The 18,631-nt window shown below is 42.4% G+C and carries 18 protein-coding genes and 16 tRNA genes; 6 read left to right on the top strand and 28 right to left on the bottom strand.

The annotated features are described in order from the left end of the window. Window positions 1–35 precede the first annotated feature (35 nt). The gene (mrcB, locus tag C9J38_RS07750) at window positions 36–2,513 is read left to right on the top strand and encodes a penicillin-binding protein 1B (RefSeq protein ID WP_107206588.1); all 2,478 of its coding nucleotides are present in this window, start codon (window positions 36–38) and stop codon (window positions 2,511–2,513) included. A 136-nt stretch (window positions 2,514–2,649) separates the two neighbouring features. Here the strand turns inward: mrcB and C9J38_RS07755 are convergent. From C9J38_RS07755 to mutY, 18 genes are all read right to left on the bottom strand, one after another. Further along, window positions 2,650–2,725: transfer RNA gene (locus C9J38_RS07755), tRNA-Thr, on the bottom strand. Window positions 2,726–2,772: 47 nt separating this feature from the next. Further along, a tRNA-Phe gene (locus C9J38_RS07760) sits at window positions 2,773–2,848 on the bottom strand. 55 nt (window positions 2,849–2,903) lie between these two features. Beyond that, window positions 2,904–2,979, bottom strand: a tRNA-Thr gene (locus C9J38_RS07765). Window positions 2,980–2,990: 11 nt separating this feature from the next. After that, window positions 2,991–3,066 (bottom strand) — tRNA-Asn (locus C9J38_RS07770). A gap of 43 nt (window positions 3,067–3,109) precedes the next feature. Then, window positions 3,110–3,185 (bottom strand) — tRNA-Phe (locus C9J38_RS07775). A gap of 55 nt (window positions 3,186–3,240) precedes the next feature. Next, a tRNA-Thr gene (locus C9J38_RS07780) sits at window positions 3,241–3,316 on the bottom strand. A 50-nt stretch (window positions 3,317–3,366) separates the two neighbouring features. Continuing rightward, window positions 3,367–3,442: transfer RNA gene (locus C9J38_RS07785), tRNA-Asn, on the bottom strand. Window positions 3,443–3,484: 42 nt separating this feature from the next. Then, window positions 3,485–3,560 (bottom strand) — tRNA-Phe (locus tag C9J38_RS07790). 377 nt (window positions 3,561–3,937) lie between these two features. Next, window positions 3,938–4,013, bottom strand: a tRNA-Asn gene (locus tag C9J38_RS07795). A 43-nt stretch (window positions 4,014–4,056) separates the two neighbouring features. Beyond that, window positions 4,057–4,132 (bottom strand) — tRNA-Phe (locus C9J38_RS07800). 57 nt (window positions 4,133–4,189) lie between these two features. After that, window positions 4,190–4,265, bottom strand: a tRNA-Thr gene (locus C9J38_RS07805). A gap of 11 nt (window positions 4,266–4,276) precedes the next feature. Beyond that, window positions 4,277–4,352 (bottom strand) — tRNA-Asn (locus C9J38_RS07810). Between the two features lie 43 nt (window positions 4,353–4,395). Further along, window positions 4,396–4,471: transfer RNA gene (locus C9J38_RS07815), tRNA-Phe, on the bottom strand. Window positions 4,472–4,526: 55 nt separating this feature from the next. Next, window positions 4,527–4,602 (bottom strand) — tRNA-Thr (locus tag C9J38_RS07820). A 50-nt stretch (window positions 4,603–4,652) separates the two neighbouring features. Beyond that, window positions 4,653–4,728: transfer RNA gene (locus C9J38_RS07825), tRNA-Asn, on the bottom strand. 43 nt (window positions 4,729–4,771) lie between these two features. Further along, window positions 4,772–4,847: transfer RNA gene (locus tag C9J38_RS07830), tRNA-Phe, on the bottom strand. Window positions 4,848–5,019: 172 nt separating this feature from the next. Next, entirely contained in the window at window positions 5,020–5,292 is a 273-nt protein-coding gene (locus tag C9J38_RS07835; protein ID WP_006647282.1) for an oxidative damage protection protein, read from the bottom strand. Between the two features lie 129 nt (window positions 5,293–5,421). After that, a complete protein-coding gene (mutY, locus tag C9J38_RS07840) occupies window positions 5,422–6,486 on the bottom strand; it encodes an A/G-specific adenine glycosylase (protein ID WP_107206589.1) in 1,065 nt (354 codons plus the stop codon). A gap of 287 nt (window positions 6,487–6,773) precedes the next feature. Between mutY and trmB the strand changes: the two genes are divergently transcribed. From trmB to C9J38_RS07855, 3 genes are all read left to right on the top strand, one after another. After that, window positions 6,774–7,511 carry a tRNA (guanosine(46)-N7)-methyltransferase TrmB gene (gene trmB / locus C9J38_RS07845; RefSeq protein WP_045153679.1) on the top strand — a complete coding sequence of 246 codons (738 nt, stop codon included), beginning with the start codon at window positions 6,774–6,776 and terminating at the stop codon, window positions 7,509–7,511. A 116-nt stretch (window positions 7,512–7,627) separates the two neighbouring features. Continuing rightward, the gene (glsB, locus tag C9J38_RS07850) at window positions 7,628–8,548 is read left to right on the top strand and encodes a glutaminase B (RefSeq protein ID WP_107206590.1); all 921 of its coding nucleotides are present in this window, start codon (window positions 7,628–7,630) and stop codon (window positions 8,546–8,548) included. A 48-nt stretch (window positions 8,549–8,596) separates the two neighbouring features. Beyond that, window positions 8,597–9,013, top strand: coding sequence for a hypothetical protein (locus C9J38_RS07855; RefSeq protein WP_107206591.1), 417 nt, complete (start codon window positions 8,597–8,599; stop codon window positions 9,011–9,013). A gap of 64 nt (window positions 9,014–9,077) precedes the next feature. On the opposite strand, the gene hemW is transcribed toward C9J38_RS07855, so the two are convergent. From hemW to C9J38_RS07890, 7 genes are all read right to left on the bottom strand, one after another. Beyond that, window positions 9,078–10,241, bottom strand: a complete 1,164-nt coding sequence (gene hemW / locus C9J38_RS07860; RefSeq protein WP_107206592.1) for a radical SAM family heme chaperone HemW — start codon at window positions 10,239–10,241, stop codon at window positions 9,078–9,080. After that, window positions 10,242–10,835 carry an XTP/dITP diphosphatase gene (locus C9J38_RS07865; protein WP_045084464.1) on the bottom strand — a complete coding sequence of 198 codons (594 nt, stop codon included), beginning with the start codon at window positions 10,833–10,835 and terminating at the stop codon, window positions 10,242–10,244. Between the two features lie 118 nt (window positions 10,836–10,953). Continuing rightward, the gene (locus C9J38_RS07870) at window positions 10,954–11,379 is read right to left on the bottom strand and encodes a DUF4426 domain-containing protein (protein ID WP_105060962.1); all 426 of its coding nucleotides are present in this window, start codon (window positions 11,377–11,379) and stop codon (window positions 10,954–10,956) included. 145 nt (window positions 11,380–11,524) lie between these two features. Further along, window positions 11,525–11,818: a DUF167 family protein YggU gene (gene yggU, locus C9J38_RS07875; protein WP_105060961.1), complete on the bottom strand. Its 294-nt coding sequence runs from the start codon at window positions 11,816–11,818 to the stop codon at window positions 11,525–11,527. Further along, window positions 11,815–12,369, bottom strand: a complete 555-nt coding sequence (locus C9J38_RS07880; RefSeq protein ID WP_005371338.1) for a YggT family protein — start codon at window positions 12,367–12,369, stop codon at window positions 11,815–11,817. The genes yggU and C9J38_RS07880 overlap by 4 nt, the downstream gene beginning before the upstream one ends. Before the next feature lie 9 nt (window positions 12,370–12,378). Next, on the bottom strand, window positions 12,379–13,197 hold the full coding sequence (proC, locus tag C9J38_RS07885) for a pyrroline-5-carboxylate reductase (protein ID WP_107206593.1): 819 nt from the start codon (window positions 13,195–13,197) through the stop codon (window positions 12,379–12,381). An 85-nt stretch (window positions 13,198–13,282) separates the two neighbouring features. Continuing rightward, the gene (locus tag C9J38_RS07890) at window positions 13,283–13,993 is read right to left on the bottom strand and encodes a YggS family pyridoxal phosphate-dependent enzyme (RefSeq protein WP_107206594.1); all 711 of its coding nucleotides are present in this window, start codon (window positions 13,991–13,993) and stop codon (window positions 13,283–13,285) included. Between the two features lie 22 nt (window positions 13,994–14,015). On the opposite strand from C9J38_RS07890, the gene C9J38_RS07895 reads away from it, so the two are divergent. After that, window positions 14,016–15,053, top strand: a complete 1,038-nt coding sequence (locus tag C9J38_RS07895; protein ID WP_005371345.1) for a type IV pilus twitching motility protein PilT — start codon at window positions 14,016–14,018, stop codon at window positions 15,051–15,053. 33 nt (window positions 15,054–15,086) lie between these two features. Beyond that, window positions 15,087–16,202 (top strand): PilT/PilU family type 4a pilus ATPase, encoded by a 1,116-nt coding sequence (locus C9J38_RS07900; protein ID WP_107206595.1) that lies wholly within the window; start codon window positions 15,087–15,089, stop codon window positions 16,200–16,202. Window positions 16,203–16,559: 357 nt separating this feature from the next. Here the strand turns inward: C9J38_RS07900 and ruvX are convergent, their stop codons facing one another. From ruvX to gshB, 3 genes are all read right to left on the bottom strand, one after another. After that, on the bottom strand, window positions 16,560–16,991 hold the full coding sequence (gene ruvX, locus C9J38_RS07905) for a Holliday junction resolvase RuvX (protein WP_107206596.1): 432 nt from the start codon (window positions 16,989–16,991) through the stop codon (window positions 16,560–16,562). After that, a complete protein-coding gene (locus C9J38_RS07910; protein WP_107206597.1) occupies window positions 16,988–17,551 on the bottom strand; it encodes a YqgE/AlgH family protein in 564 nt (187 codons plus the stop codon). The genes ruvX and C9J38_RS07910 overlap by 4 nt, the downstream gene beginning before the upstream one ends. Before the next feature lie 123 nt (window positions 17,552–17,674). After that, window positions 17,675–18,625: a glutathione synthase gene (gshB, locus tag C9J38_RS07915; protein WP_107206598.1), complete on the bottom strand. Its 951-nt coding sequence runs from the start codon at window positions 18,623–18,625 to the stop codon at window positions 17,675–17,677. Window positions 18,626–18,631: the final 6 nt, after the last annotated feature.

An 18,631-nucleotide genomic window follows, 5' to 3' on the forward strand; every position in this document is an offset into this window, starting at 1 on the left:
TATTTTAAGATAGGAATGACCTTAGTTGATGCATTATGATTAAGTTGCCTCTTCATTTTCAGTCAAGAAAGCATGTTGCACCGCCCAAAGACAGTGGTGGAAAAAAGCCGACGACACCACGAAAGAAAACCCCAGTAAAACCTACAGCAAAAAAGCCCACTAAACGTACTCCTGCTGCGAGTGCAACTAAAAAGGCGCCGGCTAAAAGAACAGCCAAGAAAAAAACAAAAAAATCGGTTAAAACAGATCGTCCCTGGTTACGTAAACTGGGTTGGCTGAGCTTTAAAATCGGCTTAGTGGTTGTTGCCGCAATGCTGGTGATAGGGATTTACCTTGATACGATTGTACGTAATAAAATGGATGGTCAAATTTGGGATTTACCGTCTGTTGTTTATGGTCGAGTATTAACACTTCGCCCAGATCAACATATCAGTATTATGGATGTGCGCCGTGAATTGGATTTATTGAAATACCACAAAGTGCACACTCCAACCCGTATTGGGGAATACTCTGCTTCATCAACTCGCATTGAATTGATCCGACGTCCGTTTGATTTTCCTGAAGGAGCTGAGAAAAAACAGCATGTGTTACTGACGTTTTCGGGCACTACGTTAACAAGTATTAAAGATCTCATCACCAAGCGTTCGTTAGGCTATTTCAACATTGAACCTAAAATGTTAGGCATGTTGGGCCTTTCAGGCAATGAGCAGCGTATTTTTATGAAGCGCGATGAGTTTCCACCACTCTTAATTGATGCATTGCTCGCAACAGAAGATAGAGATTTCTATCAGCATGATGGTGTATCACCATTGGCGATCATTCGTGCCATGTTCGTGAACTTACGTGCAGGTCGAACGGTACAAGGAGGCAGTACCTTAACTCAGCAGCTCGCGAAGAACTTATTTCTAAGTCGTGAACGTAGCCTATGGCGTAAAGTTCGTGAGGCCTATATTGCAGTTATTATTGATTATCGCTATAGCAAAGATCGGATATTAGAAGCTTACCTTAACGAGATCTATCTTGGTCAAAATGGCGGTAAAGAAGTTCATGGTTTCCCATTGGCTGCTAGATTGTATTTTGGTCGTCCATTAGAAGAGCTCACATCAGCACAGTTAGCCATGCTGGTGGGCATGGTGAAAGGGCCTTCTCAGTTTAACCCTTGGCGACATCCAGAGCGTACGCTAGAGCGTCGTGATTTAGTCCTTAGCTTATTGCTGAAAAATAACACCCTTACTGGAGCTGAATATGAAGCTGCGGCTTCAAGCCCATTAGGGGTACAAAAGACACCGAAGATCGCGAGTCGACAGCCTGCTTATTTCCAGCAGCTACAACGTGAATTAGAGCGTGATGTCGGTGATATTTACAAGTCAGGTAAAGGGCTACGTATCTTTAGTACCTTAGACCCATTATCACAGCAATCAGCAGAGCAAAGTGTTGCCGCAATGGTGCCAAAGCTGAATAAAAAAGCAGGGCTTAAAGTAGAAACAGCAATGGTGGTTGTTGATCGCCTAAGCGGAGAAGTACGTGCTATTGTCGGTGGTAGTCGCCCAGGTTATGCAGGCTTTAACCGTGCGTTAGATGCGAGCCGTCAAATAGGTTCATTAGCCAAGCCTGCGGTGTATTTAACGGCATTGAGCGAGCCTAATAAGTTCAATCTAGCAACCAGCTTGGATGATAAGTCGATTGTATTACGTGGTAGCAAAGGTACTACATGGCGTCCACGAAATTACGATCGTAAGTTTAGAGGGCAAGTACCACTTTATTATGCGTTAGCGAACTCATTGAATGTGCCTACCGTTAATCTGGGTTTAAAAGTTGGACTGGGAAGTGTGATTAATACTATGAGCAAACTTGGTGTCGATCGCGATGAAATTCCTAAACTGCCATCAATTCTGCTAGGTTCATTTACCTTATCACCTTATGAGGTGGCACAAATGTTCCAGACCATCACAAGTGGTGGTCGCAGAGCAGATTTAACGGCATTGCGCGCGGTTGTTGATCAGAAAGGTAGGATTCTTTATCAAAACTACCCTAAAGCCTCTCAAGTGGTGCCAGAGCAGGCAGCATGGCTAACAACCTATGATATGAAGCGAGTCGTGAGTCAAGGTACCGCACGTTACTTACAGAGTAAATTTAGTGCCGCGAAATTGGCAGGTAAAACGGGGACCACGGATAAAAACCGTGATAGCTGGTTTGCAGGTGCTGATGGGCATGAAGTGGCGGTAGTATGGGTTGGACGTGATGACAATACGCCAGTGCGTTTAACGGGCTCTAGCGGTGCATTAAGAATTTATGCTGATTACTTAACCCGTCGTAAGCCAGCGCCATTAACGCTGCCATGGCCTAAGCAGATCACCACCATGAAGTATGATAAGCAAGCCAATGGCACATTAATACCAAACTGTAACGGAAGTGTCTCCTTGCCGGTTTGGGATAAAAATGGGCAATTAAAAGCGCAGTGTTCAAGCAATAAACCTGCCGCTTGGATCACTAATATGTTCACTGGTGGTTAACCGCGTGTATTCATCATTATAGGTAAAGCCTCGCTCATGTAGCGGGGCTTTTTTTGTCTCAAAGGGGGATGTGATTAGAAAGAGGAGATTTTCTCAAGACGAAAAAAAACCTCATCAAAGATGAGGCTTCAAAAGATGGTGCCGACTACCGGAGTCGAACTGGTGACCTACTGATTACAAGTCAGTTGCTCTACCTACTGAGCTAAGTCGGCACGTTTTGTTCTTTTTGTCATAACGTCAATAACGTTACTTTTTAATATGGTGCCTCGAGGCGGAATCGAACCACCGACACGAGGATTTTCAATCCTCTGCTCTACCGACTGAGCTATCGAGGCAAATACAGCAATTACATTGCTATTTTTGCATTTCTTACGTGAGTAAGAGAATAAATGGTGCCGACTACCGGAGTCGAACTGGTGACCTACTGATTACAAGTCAGTTGCTCTACCTACTGAGCTAAGTCGGCACACTTTATTTTGGCTCCTCTTGCTGGACTTGAACCAGCGACATACGGATTAACAGTCCGCCGTTCTACCAACTGAACTAAAGAGGAATTGTCTCTTTTATCTGACTTGACGTATCAAGTGAGATGAATATGGTGCCTCGAGGCGGAATCGAACCACCGACACGAGGATTTTCAATCCTCTGCTCTACCGACTGAGCTATCGAGGCAAACACAGCAATTACATTGCTATTTTTGCATTTCTTACATGAGTAAGAGAATAAATGGTGCCGACTACCGGAGTCGAACTGGTGACCTACTGATTACAAGTCAGTTGCTCTACCTACTGAGCTAAGTCGGCACACTATATTCTTTTAATTTCCCCGCTCTGTTGAGCCAAGAAATAAATAGTGGCTCCTCCTGCTGGACTTGAACCAGCGACATACGGATTAACAGTCCGCCGTTCTACCGACTGAACTAAGGAGGAACAGATTGTGGTTGCTTTGCACCATACTTCGAAAGGGAAGTATGGTGCCTCGAGGCGGAATCGAACCACCGACACGAGGATTTTCAATCCTCTGCTCTACCGACTGAGCTATCGAGGCAACGGAGCGCATTAAAAAGGTTTTCGGTCTTTGCGTCAATGCTTTTTTTCTAAATAATTATCAACCTTGTCTTTTTTGTTCCGTTTGTTTGAAAAGTAGGCTTTTATTAGGGGGGAATACCTGTTTGAACATTAGTTTGTGAAGCAAGCAACAGAAATAATTAAAGATTATTTTGTGTAATATCGAAAGAAAAGGAGTCATTATTAAGTCTTTAACTGAAAAGATCGCATTGCTGGTAAGGCGATTAAAAAAGATCGTGGAGTAGTGATTTTGAGAGGAATTATTTTATCTAAAAATAGTATTGGAGAAGGGAGGATGAGAAAAGTTAACAAATTTAAGACGAAAAAAAACCTTGTCTTGCGACAAGGTTTCTTAACTGGCTCCTCCTGCTGGACTTGAACCAGCGACATACGGATTAACAGTCCGCCGTTCTACCAACTGAACTAAGGAGGAATTATCTTTTTTATCTTACCTGACGTATCAAGTGAGATGAATATGGTGCCTCGAGGCGGAATCGAACCACCGACACGAGGATTTTCAATCCTCTGCTCTACCGACTGAGCTATCGAGGCAGAAGTAGTGATGGTTAAGTCTCTACTTTTGCATTCTTACGTGAGTAAGAAAATAAATGGTGCCGACTACCGGAGTCGAACTGGTGACCTACTGATTACAAGTCAGTTGCTCTACCTACTGAGCTAAGTCGGCACACTTTATTTTGGCTCCTCTTGCTGGACTTGAACCAGCGACATACGGATTAACAGTCCGCCGTTCTACCAACTGAACTAAAGAGGAATTGTCTCTTTTATCTGACTTGACGTATCAAGCGAGATGAATATGGTGCCTCGAGGCGGAATCGAACCACCGACACGAGGATTTTCAATCCTCTGCTCTACCGACTGAGCTATCGAGGCAAACACAGCAATTAAATTGCTATTTTTGCATTTCTTACGTGAGTAAGAGAATAAATGGTGCCGACTACCGGAGTCGAACTGGTGACCTACTGATTACAAGTCAGTTGCTCTACCTACTGAGCTAAGTCGGCACACTATATTCTTTTAATTTCCCCGCTCTGTTGAGCCAAGAAATAAATAGTGGCTCCTCCTGCTGGACTTGAACCAGCGACATACGGATTAACAGTCCGCCGTTCTACCGACTGAACTAAGGAGGAACAGATTGTGGTTGCTTTGCACCATACTTCGAAAGGGAAGTAATGGTGCCTCGAGGCGGAATCGAACCACCGACACGAGGATTTTCAATCCTCTGCTCTACCGACTGAGCTATCGAGGCAACGGAGCGCTATTAAAAGGGTTTTCAGCCTTTTCGTCAACACTTTTTTTCATAAAAAAAGATAAACAGTGTCGTTTGTTGGCTTTTTGTTCGTTGTGGTGTGATTTTGATATTCATTATTGAGATTTCATCAAGTTAAGCAAATTAAGAGATGAAATCTCAATTATAAATTTTATTTTTCTGGCGGCGTGTAACCGTCGATAATCACATCTTGACCTTCGAACAAAAACTTCACCATTTCAGTTTCTAATAACTGGCGATGTTCAGGGTTCATCATGTTGAGCTTTTTTTCGTTGATCAGCATGGTTTGCTTACCTTGCCATTCTGCCCATGCTTGCTTCGAAATATTATCAAAAATACGTTGGCCTAGTTCACCTGGGTAAAGTTGAAAGTCTAAACCTTCAGCGTCTTGTTGTAGTCGAGTACAAAAAACAGTACGACTCATGAAATATTCCTTACTGTAACTCGCTGATATACAGGCTCAGCGAAAATGAGTGATTAGTTGATAGTTATACCAGAGTCAGTGACTGGCATCTAGCATCACTGAGCGGAAATAAAAGCGGTAAAAACCGTCTTATTTTTGATGGTTTAACGAGTATGCCAAACTGTCCAAAATTTTCTGTACTGGTGCTGCTAATCCGATTTTTGGTGGATTATTAAGATCATACCATTGACCTGAAGCTTCATTGATTTCTGTAGGTTGTGATTTAAGTTCGTATAAAATCGGCACGATATCAAGATGATAATGGCTAAACGTATGACGAAAAGCAGTTAATTGACTTTGCTGTTCGATAAGTGACAGTTGTTGACCTAATTGTTTGTCTAATAGCGACGTTAAATCAGCATTGTCATGTTGAGGGAAGCACCAAAGACCACCCCAAATACCGACCTGTGGGCGTTGTTCTAACCAAACTTTATCGTCGCACTGTAAAATAGCGAACCATGTTTGTTTTTCAGGCAAGGTTTTTTTGGGTTTTTTACCCGGAAAATCGGTTTGTCGTAATTCTTTGAGTGCAATGCATTGTGTGCTTACGGGACATAATTCACATTTAGGTTTACTACGGGTACAAATCATTGCTCCCATATCCATCATGGCTTGGTTATAGCGTTCGACTCCTATCTCGGGCGTATTTGTCTCAGCAATTTGCCATAATTTGTTTTCAACGGTTTTCTTACCAGGCCAGCCTTCAATCGCGTAACAACGGGCAAGCGTACGTTTCACATTGCCATCTAAGATAGGGTGATGTTGAGCGAGTGAGAGTGACAGAACAGCACCAGCCGTTGAACGACCAATACCCGGTAATGCTTGGACTTGATCGATATCTGTTGGGAAAATGCCGTTATGTTCACTAACAATTAACTGCGCTGCTTTATGGAGGTTACGTGCGCGAGCGTAATAGCCGAGCCCAGTCCATAAGTGTAAGACTTCATCTTGCTCGGCAGCCGCTAAGTCTTGCACGGTAGGGAAGCGCTCCATAAAACGTTCAAAGTAGGGGATCACGGTTGCTACTTGGGTTTGTTGTAGCATGATCTCTGAAAGCCATACTTTATATGGGGTTTTGTTTTGTTGCCAAGGTAGAGTTTTGCGGCCGAATTTGTCATACCACGCTAAAATGGCATCGGAAAATGTCGTACTCAATGTTGTGCTCACTTTACAGTTTATAGCTACTTATCTTTTATACTGCGCAAAAGGATATGGCATTTGCCAATGAAGAATAGCTATCGAGTTATTTTTGCTACACAGTGAAAATTGGTGTCCGCTAGTGCAATCACTTATACTGCAAACAGAAGTGCAACGTTATTTATTGTCTATTATGGGCAAGATTGCACCATAAACTGGCCATTGTCGCAATTGATAGACTTGAATTGAGTCGATAACTTTGGATAATGCCGATCCGTTTCTTTTTTGTTTGGATAGTTATTAGCATGAGCGAAGTTTCAAAGAAGTCAGGTGAAGTGACCCTGACCGAATTTACCGAAGATGGCAAACTGGTTCGTAAGATCCGTAGCTTTGTCCGTCGTGAAGGCCGTTTAACTAAGGGCCAAGAACATGCGATGGAAAACAATTGGCCAACTATGGGTATTGATTTCGCCAAGCAAATGCTGGACTGGAAAGAAGTATATAACCGTGAAGCGCCAGTCGTGTTGGAAATTGGTTTTGGTATGGGGGCATCATTAGTTGAAATGGCTAAAAATGCCCCTGAGAAAAACTTTATTGGGATCGAAGTACATAGCCCAGGTGTGGGTGCGTGTCTAATGGGTGCGGAAGATGCGGGTTTAACTAACCTTCGTGTAATGTGTCACGATGGCGTTGAAGTGTTTGAATACATGATCCCTGATGGTAGTTTAGATACCGTACAGCTATTCTTCCCAGACCCATGGCATAAAGCACGTCACCATAAGCGTCGTATCGTTCAGCCTGAATTTGCTGAAATGCTACGTAAAAAGCTTAAAATTGGCGGTATTTTCCACATGGCAACTGACTGGGAAAACTACGCTGAGCATATGGTTGAAGTGATGGATGCAGCGCCTGGTTACCGCAATACGGCAACAAACGGTGCTTATATTGATCGTCCAGAAGATCGCCCATTAACCAAATTCGAAGCTCGTGGTCACCGCTTAGGTCACGGCGTTTGGGATATGAAGTACGAGCGTACTGAATAATTTCTCTTTGGTATTATATGCTGAAGAAATAAGACATTATTGATTTAATGACGCTTGGTTAAATCAATGAAAAAGCCAACCTTGTGTTGGCTTTTTTTCCCCTTGGAGAAAGAGATATGAAGCCAACAGCTACACTGCTAAATGAAATATTAGATGAAGTGAGACCATTGATAGGTCAAGGAAAAGTGGCTGACTATATTCCGGCTTTAGCTAACGTACCTGCGAGTAAATTAGGTATAGCAGTGTGCTATAACGACGGAGAAATTATTCAGGCGGGTGATAGCCAAGAAGGTTTTTCTATTCAATCTATCTCTAAGGTGTTGTCGTTAACACTTGCAATGACCTTATATGAATCGGAAGAGTTGTGGTCTCGAGTTGGAAAAGAGCCATCAGGTCAAGCGTTTAACTCCATGATCCAGCTTGAGCTAGAAAAAGGCATCCCACGTAATCCGTTTATTAACCCAGGTGCGATTGTGGTGTCGGATTTACTGCATAGTCGTTTATGTGCACCGCAATACCGGATGTTGGAATTGGTACGAGAGCTTTCTTGTAATCCGAATATTGTCTACGACAAAGTCGTCGCTAGCTCTGAAATGCAACATAGCGATCGTAATGCTTCCATTGCTTATTTAATGCGTTCATTCGGTAACTTTGATAATGAAGTGATGCCAGTGCTCACTAATTATTTTAGTTATTGTGCGCTCAAGATGAGTTGTGTCGATCTCGCCAGAACATTTAGCTATTTAGCAAATAAAGGGCTTCCTTTAGGCGCGAAAAAAAGAATTATCAGCCAAACTCAAAGTAAGCATATAAATGCATTGCTTGCGACTTGTGGTTTGTATGATGGCGCAGGTGAATTTGCCTATCGTGTTGGTATGCCAGGAAAGTCTGGCGTAGGTGGTGGTATTGTTGCGATTGTACCGGGTGAGATGACGATTGCAGTATGGTCGCCAGAACTTGATCAATCCGGTAATTCTGTTGCAGGGACTGCAGCGTTAGAGAAATTATCTGAGCGTATTGGACGTTCTATTTTTTAGTGAGCCCGTATACATAAACCGCGAGGCTCACATTAGGGGGAGAATCGTATGTTAATGAATAAGGGGTTTCACGAATTAAAAACATCGATATTAGGCGCAATAGTAGCGATGTTCAGTTTCTTTACGGTATCGGCTCATGCGGTTGAATGTGAGCCACTATGGCATAACTCACTGAGTTTAAATGAAGGACGGTTAACCTTAGTACAAGGTAAACAAGAATTTATTGTGGATGCTAAAGGGCGGATGTTTTTCGATGTACATAAGGTCGCACTGAATCCTAAACAAACACAATTATTATCGGACTATTACGAGCTTTTAGATAATGACTTGCCCTATTTGTTGTCGCATTCTCAGCGTATTGATAAGCAAGTGTGTGAATTTGTTTCGCTACGAATAGAACAAGAACAACGGTTGCAAGATGCGATTCCTGCATTAAAAAACTGGCGCAGCGTAACATTAAATTAGTTAGTATCTAACCAGAGAAAAACGAGCACTGTGAATAACATAGTGCTCGTTTTTTTATTAGATATTATTCGTTATCATCGTCAACGAAGGCGGCTAGGAGATCATTTAAGAACAATTTACCGTGCTCGGTGATTTGCCAATGATCGCCCGTATCTTGGAGATAGTTTTGCGCTATCGCCCAATCAATTGTCGGCTCTATGGTTGTTAACGCTAAACCTGTTCTTGCGACAAAATCTTGCTTTGGACAGGATTCTAATAAACGAAAACGATTCATAAAGAACTCGAATGGACGTTCACCATCAGCAACCTTATTCTCTTGCGTTAAATACGGCTTATCCGCTTGTAAATATCCACGAGGGTGTTTGACTTTAACGGTACGGATGATTTGCCCATCAGCAAAACTGATTTTGCCATGTGCGCCACAACCAATGCCAAGGTAATCACCAAAACGCCAGTAGTTAAGGTTATGCTGACATTGTTTTCCCGGCTTGCTATAGCCTGATATTTCATATTGCTGATAACCGGCTTCTGTTAAAAGCTGATGACCTTGCTCAAAAATATCCCACAAGTCGTCATCATCAGGCAATGTCGGTGGTTTTGAGTAATACAGGGTATTGGGTTCAATTGTCAGCTGGTACCAAGACAAGTGCGGTGGATCGAGTGCGATCGCTTGTTTTAAATCACTGATCGCATCACTCACGCTTTGATCCGGTAAGCCATGCATAAGATCGACATTAAAGCTGTTTAATCCCGCTTTCTTTGCAAGGCCAGCTGCACGAATTGCTTCATCTGCGCCATGAATACGGCCAAGACGTTCGAGTTTTTCATTTTGAAAACTTTGAATACCAATAGAAATACGGTTTACACCAGCTTGGCGATAAGCTTCAAAACGACCCGCCTCTACCGTGCCAGGGTTGGCTTCCATAGTAATTTCAATATCATCACTAAATGGAATGCGTTGCTCAATGGCTTTTAATAAACGACCGATCTCACTTGGAGAGATCAAGCTAGGCGTCCCTCCACCAATAAAAATTGAGTGGAGAGGTCGTGCTCCATTGATTAACTGATAAGCGCTAAGATCGGTTTCTAAGTCGTCAATTAAGGCATCAATATAATCAAGCTCAGGAAGATCTGTCTTTAAGGCGTGAGAGTTGAAATCACAATAAGGACATTTTTGTACACACCAAGGGATGTGGACATATAAACTCAGTGGTGGAGGTACAAGCATTTAATCGGCCTTTAATGCGCTAAACAATTGCTGTAGTGCTTTACCACGGTGTGATAGTTGCTTTTTACGAGCAGGTGGAAGTTGAGCTGAAGCACATTGATCTTCAGGTACCCAAAATACCGGATCGTAACCAAAACCATTTTCGCCATGACGTTCAGTTAAGATGCTGCCTTCCCAAGAGCCATGACAAACCAGTGGAGTAGGATCGTTTTCATGGCGCATCATCACAAGTACACAATGGAAACGTGCAGTACGTTGCTCGGCGGGTACATCTTTCATTTCCGCAAGTAGTTTATCAATGTTGTCAGCATCTGATGCGTCTTCACCGGCAAAACGTGCAGAATAAATACCTGGTGCACCGTTGAGGTAATCAACTTCTAAGCCAGAGTCATCGGCAATGGCTGGAAGGCCCGTTTCCTTTGCCGCATGGCGTGCTTTAATGATCGCATTTTCAATAAATGTGGTGCCCGTTTCAGCAACGGATGAAACGTTATAATCACTTTGCGCGACTACATCAAAACCAAAATCAGCCAGTAAATCGGCCATTTCTTTTACTTTGCCTTGGTTGCCTGTTGCTAGTACAAGTTTACTCATTTTGATGCCTTTTGAACGTCAAGCTATGTAATATTGGCGGTTATAATAACGGTTGTTATCGTAATAAAAAAGGCGCGAGTGCGCCTAGTGATTGTAGAAGAGATTGATGCTCAAGTGGTTACTTGTCAACGAAGAAGGTCTGCTTAAAGGCCAGTGTTTCTTTTTTACCGTTAGAGAAAATAGTGATCGTAAAATTAAACGTTTCATCATTAGCGTGTTTAAATTCAGCAAGGTAATAAATTGATTTACCTTCTTTTATTTCTCTAAAGTTCAACTTCTTTTGCTGTCCTAATACATTACGAGCAATACCAGTTAGCTGTGCTTTAACCGCTGTTTTTTCTTGTTTACTGGTATCGAGAATCGCAATATTGACCAAGGCACTGTAACGGCTGCGCTGAATTTTATAGTGGCTGGCAATTTCTGGGGTTAAAAATGTTGAGGCAAAACTAGAATAATGTACTTCTAAGTCGCCAAATTTTTTGAATTGTCCAGCATGGCTAGGCAGCGTGAAAACGAGCAGTAGCAGGCTAAGTAATATTTTCATTGAAGTATCCTTATCTTTCAGTAAGTAACTGAAGTATTTCCTTTATGTCGCGATGTGTTGCTTGACTTGATGATTGTAGCTAAGAGTAAGGGGATAAAAAAAGCGAATATCGGTTACTGATATTCGCTTTATTGAACCAATCAAATTACATGATGGTGGCGATCTCTGAGGGAATAACTTTCGGGGCTTCAATCCGAATTTGTTTGTGCCGACCTTGTAAGCCTTTTTCTACATGAATTAACCCTTTAGCGACCTTAAATTGTTTTGCAAGGAACTTTACTAAATGGGCATTGGCTTTTCCGTCTACCGGTGGCGCGGTAATGGCAATTTTTACTTCGTTGCCATGCAAGCCAACAATCTGATCGCGGCTTGCTTTCGGTTGGATATAAAGTCGAATAATGAGATCGTCATCATCACGAAAGATGGTCTTTTCTGTCACAGCATGTACCACACGTTACCAACTAAAGAGCCCATCGCGTAGTTAGCAAATTGTAGTGCGATAAAGATCACTAGAACACTCAGATCTAAACCGCCCATTGCAGGAAGAACGCGGCGAACAGGCGCCATTAGTGGTTCTGTTAATTGGTGCATGACATATTCGATAGGGCTTCGACCTTGGCTAACCCAGCTTAAGATTGCACGGATCAATAGTACCCAGAACAATAAACTACCAGCTGCTTTTAATAATGCTAATAGCCCTAAGAACAGGAAGCTTGGTTCAAAGGAAAAACCACCACTGCTGATTGAAATAATGATGATAAATTTAGCGACACACAGTACATAAGCAAACAGTACCGTTGCCATATCTAGCGAACCAATTGATGGGATCACGCGGCGTAATGGCGCAACGATCGGTTGAGTCGCTTTAACAATAAATTGTGAGAAGGGATTATAAAAGTCTGCACGAGACCATTGTAACCAAACTCGTAATAATACGACCATGATGTAAAGATCAAAGCCGGTTTGAACTAGATAAACGAAAGGATTCATAGATAAACCTTAAAACAATTGTTCCATTTCTTTAGCTCGAGATACGGCTGCTTGCATCGCTTTAGCAACAATATCTGAGAATTGATGTTGATTAAATGTATTAATAGCTTCAGCTGTCGTGCCACCTTTTGAAGTGACTTGATCACGTAGTGTCGACAATGAAGTATCAGGATTCGCTTTTACTAATTCAGCGGCACCTAAAGCGGCTTGCTGAACCAGTAAGCGCGCAGTATCGGCATCAAACCCTTGGTTCATCGCTTCTTGCTGCATTGCTTCCATAAACAAAAAGAAGTAGGCGGGAGCACTGCCTGCTGCGGCAATAATACCATTAATACCTGATTCTTCTTGTACCCAACAAATTTCGCCTACGGCTTGTAATAGTTGAGTGGCAAATAATCGGTCGGTTTCTGTGAGTTGTGGGTTTGCATATAAGCCGCTCATACCCTTACCAATTAAAGAGGGAGTATTTGGCATTACACGAACCAATTCAACTTGCTGGCCTAGCATTTCACATAAGCGCTCGCAATTAATGCCAGCGGCAATAGAAATCACTAATTTTCCCGCAAAGTTAATGTCTTGCAGTGGTTTACACACTTCTTCCATAAGTTGTGGTTTAACCGCAAGAACAACAACATCAGCATTTTGAGCAGCACTTAAGTTATCGCTAGTGGTATGAATACCAAAGTCACGCGCTAAAGGTTCACGGCGAGCATCGCTAGGGGCGGTGGCCGTAATCTTTTTTGCATCGTAACCGCTAGCAACTAATCCTGCGATAATTGAGCGAGCCATATTACCTGCCCCAATAAAAGCAATTGAGCGTTGTTCCATGTAAAATCCTTATAAATAGGTACAAACTTAATGTTTTTTACCTTAATTGAGCTGTCGTTATCATGAACAGTACGAATATTAGTAATTATTCTTTGTTACCGTAATCACGAGCACCAAAAATCGCGGTGCCAATACGAACAATTGTACTACCTGCTGCAATTGCCGCTTCCATATCACCACTCATTCCCATTGATAATGTATCAACATTGGGATAAGTCAATTTCAACTGTTCTAGTGTATCAGCCAACGCTTTAAAAGTGGCAAATTGGCTGTCGTAATCTGTGGCCGGTTGTGGAATCGACATTAAACCGCGCAGTTCAATATTTGGCATTGCAGCTATTTCTGCGGCCAGTGCAGGAACTTCAGCCAAGGTTATTCCCGATTTTGTTGCCTCAGCGCTGCTATTAACTTGCAGTAAAACTTGCAGCGGTGCCATTGACGTTGGACGTTGATCGCTTAAACGTTTTGCTGTTTTTATACGATCAATAGAGTGCACCCAATCAAAATGCTCTGCGACAAGGCGAGTTTTATTCGATTGGATCGGCCCAATAAAATGCCATACAAGCAAGTTTTTCTCCGGATGGCTCGCAAAGTGATTAACCTTATCAACACCTTCCTGTACGTAGTTTTCGCCAAAGGCATACTGGCCTGCAGTAATGGCTTCTTCGATCGCTTCCACTGGCTTGGTTTTACTTACTGCCAATAGTTGCACGGAATCTGCAGCCCTGCCGCATTTTTCAGTTGCTAAGGTGATCTGGTTGATGACCTCAGCAATATTTTGTTTGATACTAGTCATAATTGATTCTTGGGGAAAATTTATGGATATCACCGAATTACTGGATTTTAGTGTAAAGCATAACGCATCGGATCTACATCTTTCTGCAGGTGTTCCACCGATAATTCGTGTTGATGGCGATGTTAGAAAGCTCAGTATGCCAGCACTCGATCACAGTGAAGTGCACCGTTTAGTATTTGACATTATGAACGATGCTCAGCGTCGTGAGTATGAAGAAAACTTAGAAGTCGATTTTTCATTTGAAATTCCCGACATCGGTCGCTTCAGGGTCAATGCTTTTCATCAGTCTCGAGGTTGTTCGGCGGTGTTTCGAACCATTCCTATTCATATTCCAACATTGGAATCGTTAAATGTTCCTGATGTTTTTTATGATATTGCCCAGCTTTCACGTGGCTTGGTATTAGTAACAGGTGCGACTGGCTCGGGTAAATCGACCACCATTGCTGCGTTAGTTGATTATATCAATACCAACTATAACCGTCATATTCTGACGATTGAAGATCCGATTGAATTTGTTCACAGCAGTAAACGTTGTTTGATCAATCAGCGAGAAGTGCACCGTGACACATTGGGCTTCCAAAACGCACTGCGTTCAGCACTGCGTGAAGATCCCGATGTGATTTTAGTGGGTGAGCTTCGTGATCAGGAAACCATCAGTTTAGCGTTAACAGCAGCTGAAACGGGGCACTTAGTTTTAGGTACCTTGCATACCAGTTCTGCGGCAAAGACGGTCGATCGTATCATTGATGTTTTCCCTGGTAGTGATAAATCCATGGTTCGCTCTATGTTATCGGAGTCGTTACGCGCAGTGATATCACAAAGCTTATTAAAGTGTGTGAGCGGTGGTCGTGTAGCCAGCCATGAAATTATGATGGCAACACCTGCGATTCGTAACTTGATCCGTGAAGATAAAGTCGCACAAATGTTTTCAATGATCCAAACCGGCTCATCGATGGGAATGCAAACCATGGAGCAAAGCGTGAAGATGCTGGTGGCAAAAGGCTTAGTTGAAGCTGAAGAAGGTCGTCGTATTGTTGATACCAGTCAGCGCGGTTTCTAATAACACCTCAGGTTTAACGAGGTAGGAAAAGAGATGAATTTAGATAGTATATTAGCGCAAATGGTTGAGCGTAAAGCGTCGGATTTATATATCACCGTCGGCTCAGCATGCTTACTGAAAGTTGATGGCAACTTACATCATCTTGGCGAATTACTTGATCGCGCAGCAGTGGATTCGTTGTTCCACGAAGCGATGGACGATGAGCAATATAAAGAATTTGTTGCGACCCGTGAGGCCAATTTTGCCATTGTCCGTAATGGTTGTCGTTTTCGATTAAGTGCATTTTGGCAACGTGAATTACCCGGTATTGTGGTCCGTCGAATCGAAACCAAGATACCGAATATTCATGATCTTAACCTACCGCTGGATATGGAAAGATTAGCACTGGCTAAACGTGGTTTAGTACTGGTGGTTGGGGCGACAGGCTCGGGTAAGTCGACATCAATGGCGGCAATGACGGGGTTTAGAAATCAAAATCGTAGTGGCCATATTTTAACGGTTGAAGATCCAATTGAGTTTATCCATGAACATAATAAATGCATCATAACTCAGCGTGAGGTTGGGCTTGATACTGCCAGTTATGAAGTGGCATTGAAAAACTCACTACGTCAAGCTCCAGATATGATCTTGATCGGCGAGATCCGAAGTCGTGAGACGATGGAATATGCGATGACGTTTGCCGAAACAGGGCACTTGTGTATGGCAACACTACACGCGAATAACGCCAACCAAGCACTTGAACGTATTCTTCATCTTGTACCAAAAGAGCGACGTGAGCAGTTTTTGTTTGATCTGTCGTTAAACCTGAAATGTATTTTAGCACAACAGTTGATCCCTGATGCCAATGGTGTCGGACGACATGGTGTTTATGAACTGCTGCTCAATACGCCACGTGTCGCTGATTTGATCCGTCGCGGTGAGTTACATGAAATTAAAGATGTGATGGCAAAATCAAATCAGGCTGGAATGGTGACGTTTGATCAATCGTTATATGCATTATTTCGAGATGGGAAAATCACCGAGCAAGATGCACTGCACCACGCTGATTCACCGAATGATCTTCGCTTAATGATTAAAGTGGGTGATCCTAATAATAAAACGTCAAACAGTACCAGTACGCTATCTGGGGTGAAATTAGATCTTCAGTAATATGCTTGTGATGATCCTAACGCATTAGGATCATCATAAACTAGTTACTTATATTTAATGCTATATTTGAGTTTTATTTTAACCTATTGAATTTTATTGAAAATCATTTAAATTATTTTAGTGATAATTGTCGGAACAGCTTTTGAGTTCAAGAGGTACAAAAGCTGTACAAGCTGTACAAACAAGAAACAGCAAGGCCTTGAAGGAGGATCTTAGTACAGGTTTTGATCGTGTTTAGCTTTATGATGATCAATAAGAAAAAAGCTGTACAAGGTTCGACAATTGTTAGATTTTAGATAATAAAAAAGACAAGTACCTCAACAGCACTTGTCTTTTTTGTTTCAGAAACTTGTAATATTAAGCGCTGTATTGACGTTCAAACCAGCTTTCTAAAATAACGACAGCAGATTGTGAGTCGATATTACCTTTACTTAATGAGCGATAACCACCACGCTCAAACAGTTCTGCTTTTGCTTCAACGGTACTTAAACGTTCATCGTGTAGTTCAACTTGGCAACCAAAACGACCATGTAAGCGATTAGCAAATTTTTTCGCCCGTGGTGTAATGCTTTCAAGCTCTTTACCTTCAAGGTCTAAAGGTAATCCTACAACGACTAAATCAGGTAGCCATTCTTTTAAAATCTTTTCAATATCATCCCAATTGGGGATGCCATCTTTGGCTTTTAAAGCGGCAAGGGGAGTAGCGGTTCCTGTCAGCTCTTGACCAATAGCAACACCAATACTTTTGGTGCCGTAATCAAAACCTAATACACTGCGAGATTGACTCATGCGTGACCTATGTCTAAAGAAAGGTTTGCTGGTGTAAAGCCAAGTTTTTCAATTGCTTTATGCCAACGTTCGTCGATAGGAGTGGAAAAAATAATGGTGTCATCTGCTTCAATGGTGAGCCAATTGTTATCAACCAGTTCTTGCTCTAATTGCCCCGCATCCCATCCGGCATAACCTAGCGCGACCAGAAATTGGTTTGGCGCTTGCGCAGTACCCAGCTCAGATAAAATATCCAGTGAGGTGGTCACGGCTAATTCGTTATTCACAGGTAAACTTGAGCTATATTCACCTTTCGTGGTGTGAAGTACAAAACCACGATCTTCAGAAACGGGTCCACCATTAAGTACCAGTGATTCTAAGCTAATAGGATCGGCAACAGGTAGCTTTCTCTCAACTTCTATTTGCTCCAACATATCAGCAATAGAAATATCGATAGGTTGGTTAATAATGATCCCCATTGCGCCTTCATTATTATGCTCACAAAGATAAATAACACTTTGCTTAAATTGAGGATCTTGCATAGTGGGCATCGCCACTAAAAAGTGGTTGGTCAAATTCATCTACAACACCAGAGTTTGATACAAATCAGCGAGCGTTCACTCGTTACTGATAGGTAAAAAAGCAGCGACATTGCCGCTGCATTCTTAATTTGAGTATGGTTGATGATTGTCAGTAAAGCGATATTACTTCGCGTTTACTCGACGTTCGATAGCATCCATTAATTTACCTGTAATTGAGATATCAAAAGCCGCTTCAATCTCGCGGATACAGGTTGGGCTAGTCACATTAATTTCCGTTAGCTTGTCACCAATCACATCAAGTCCAACAAAAATGAGGCCTTTTTCTTTTAGAGCTGGCGCAACGGTTTCTGCGATCTTACGATCAGTTTCACTGATTGGACGCGCTTCACCACGTCCGCCAGCAGCTAAGTTACCGCGAGTTTCCCCTTTAGCAGGAATACGTGCTAGGCAGTAAGGCATAGGCTCGCCATCAACCACTAAGATACGCTTATCACCATTACTAATATCAGGAACAAAGGTTTGTGCCATGCAGTAGTTTTGGCCCATATTAGTTAGCGTTTCAATGATAACCGATACGTTAGGATCGCCTTTCATTACACGGAAAATTGACGAACCACCCATACCATCAAGTGGCTTTAAGATCACATCTCCGTGCTCTTGGTGGAAGGCTTTTAGTTTCTCGGCGCGACGAGTAACAATAGTGGTTGGTGTTAGCTCAGGGAACCATGCCGTAAACAGCTTTTCATTACAGTCACGTAGGCTTTGTGGCTTGTTTACAATCAGAGCGCCATTATCTTCGGCACGCTCAAGGATGTAAGTCGCGTAAATATATTCAGTATCGAAAGGAGGATCTTTTCGCATTAGTACAGCATCAAGATCTGATAATTCAATTTCTTGCTCGCTGTGAAAATCAAACCAGTGATCAGGATCTTGTTGTACTGTGACGACACGCGTACGGGCAATCGCTTTACCTTGCTCTAAAGATAGATCATTCATTTCCATGTAATGAATTTCCCAGCCGCGACGCTGAGCTTCTAACATCATAGCAAAGCTAGAATCTTTCTTGATATTGATAGACTCGATAGGGTCCATCACGATACCCAGTTTGATCATTGTGTT

It is taken from the genome of Photobacterium sp. GB-210 (assembly GCF_003026075.1).
Lineage (GTDB): Bacteria > Pseudomonadota > Gammaproteobacteria > Enterobacterales > Vibrionaceae > Photobacterium.

Bases quoted from the DNA above. Each gene is read 5' to 3' on its own strand.
- C9J38_RS07890 (WP_107206594.1), bottom strand. From the start codon at position 13,993: ATGACTAGTATCAAACAAAATATTGCTGAGGTCATCAACCAGATCACC.
- C9J38_RS07895 (WP_005371345.1), top strand. From the start codon at position 14,016: ATGGATATCACCGAATTACTGGATTTTAGTGTAAAGCATAACGCATCG.
- C9J38_RS07900 (WP_107206595.1), top strand. From the start codon at position 15,087: ATGAATTTAGATAGTATATTAGCGCAAATGGTTGAGCGTAAAGCGTCG.
- glsB (WP_107206590.1), top strand. From the start codon at position 7,628: ATGAAGCCAACAGCTACACTGCTAAATGAAATATTAGATGAAGTGAGA.
- proC (WP_107206593.1), bottom strand. From the start codon at position 13,197: ATGGAACAACGCTCAATTGCTTTTATTGGGGCAGGTAATATGGCTCGC.
- C9J38_RS07835 (WP_006647282.1), bottom strand. From the start codon at position 5,292: ATGAGTCGTACTGTTTTTTGTACTCGACTACAACAAGACGCTGAAGGT.
- C9J38_RS07910 (WP_107206597.1), bottom strand. From the start codon at position 17,551: ATGAATTTGACCAACCACTTTTTAGTGGCGATGCCCACTATGCAAGAT.
- C9J38_RS07870 (WP_105060962.1), bottom strand. From the start codon at position 11,379: ATGAAAATATTACTTAGCCTGCTACTGCTCGTTTTCACGCTGCCTAGC.
- gshB (WP_107206598.1), bottom strand. From the start codon at position 18,625: ATGATCAAACTGGGTATCGTGATGGACCCTATCGAGTCTATCAATATC.
- trmB (WP_045153679.1), top strand. From the start codon at position 6,774: ATGAGCGAAGTTTCAAAGAAGTCAGGTGAAGTGACCCTGACCGAATTT.
- hemW (WP_107206592.1), bottom strand. From the start codon at position 10,241: ATGCTTGTACCTCCACCACTGAGTTTATATGTCCACATCCCTTGGTGT.
- ruvX (WP_107206596.1), bottom strand. From the start codon at position 16,991: ATGAGTCAATCTCGCAGTGTATTAGGTTTTGATTACGGCACCAAAAGT.
- mrcB (WP_107206588.1), top strand. From the start codon at position 36: ATGATTAAGTTGCCTCTTCATTTTCAGTCAAGAAAGCATGTTGCACCG.
- C9J38_RS07865 (WP_045084464.1), bottom strand. From the start codon at position 10,835: ATGAGTAAACTTGTACTAGCAACAGGCAACCAAGGCAAAGTAAAAGAA.
- C9J38_RS07880 (WP_005371338.1), bottom strand. From the start codon at position 12,369: ATGAATCCTTTCGTTTATCTAGTTCAAACCGGCTTTGATCTTTACATC.
- C9J38_RS07855 (WP_107206591.1), top strand. From the start codon at position 8,597: ATGTTAATGAATAAGGGGTTTCACGAATTAAAAACATCGATATTAGGC.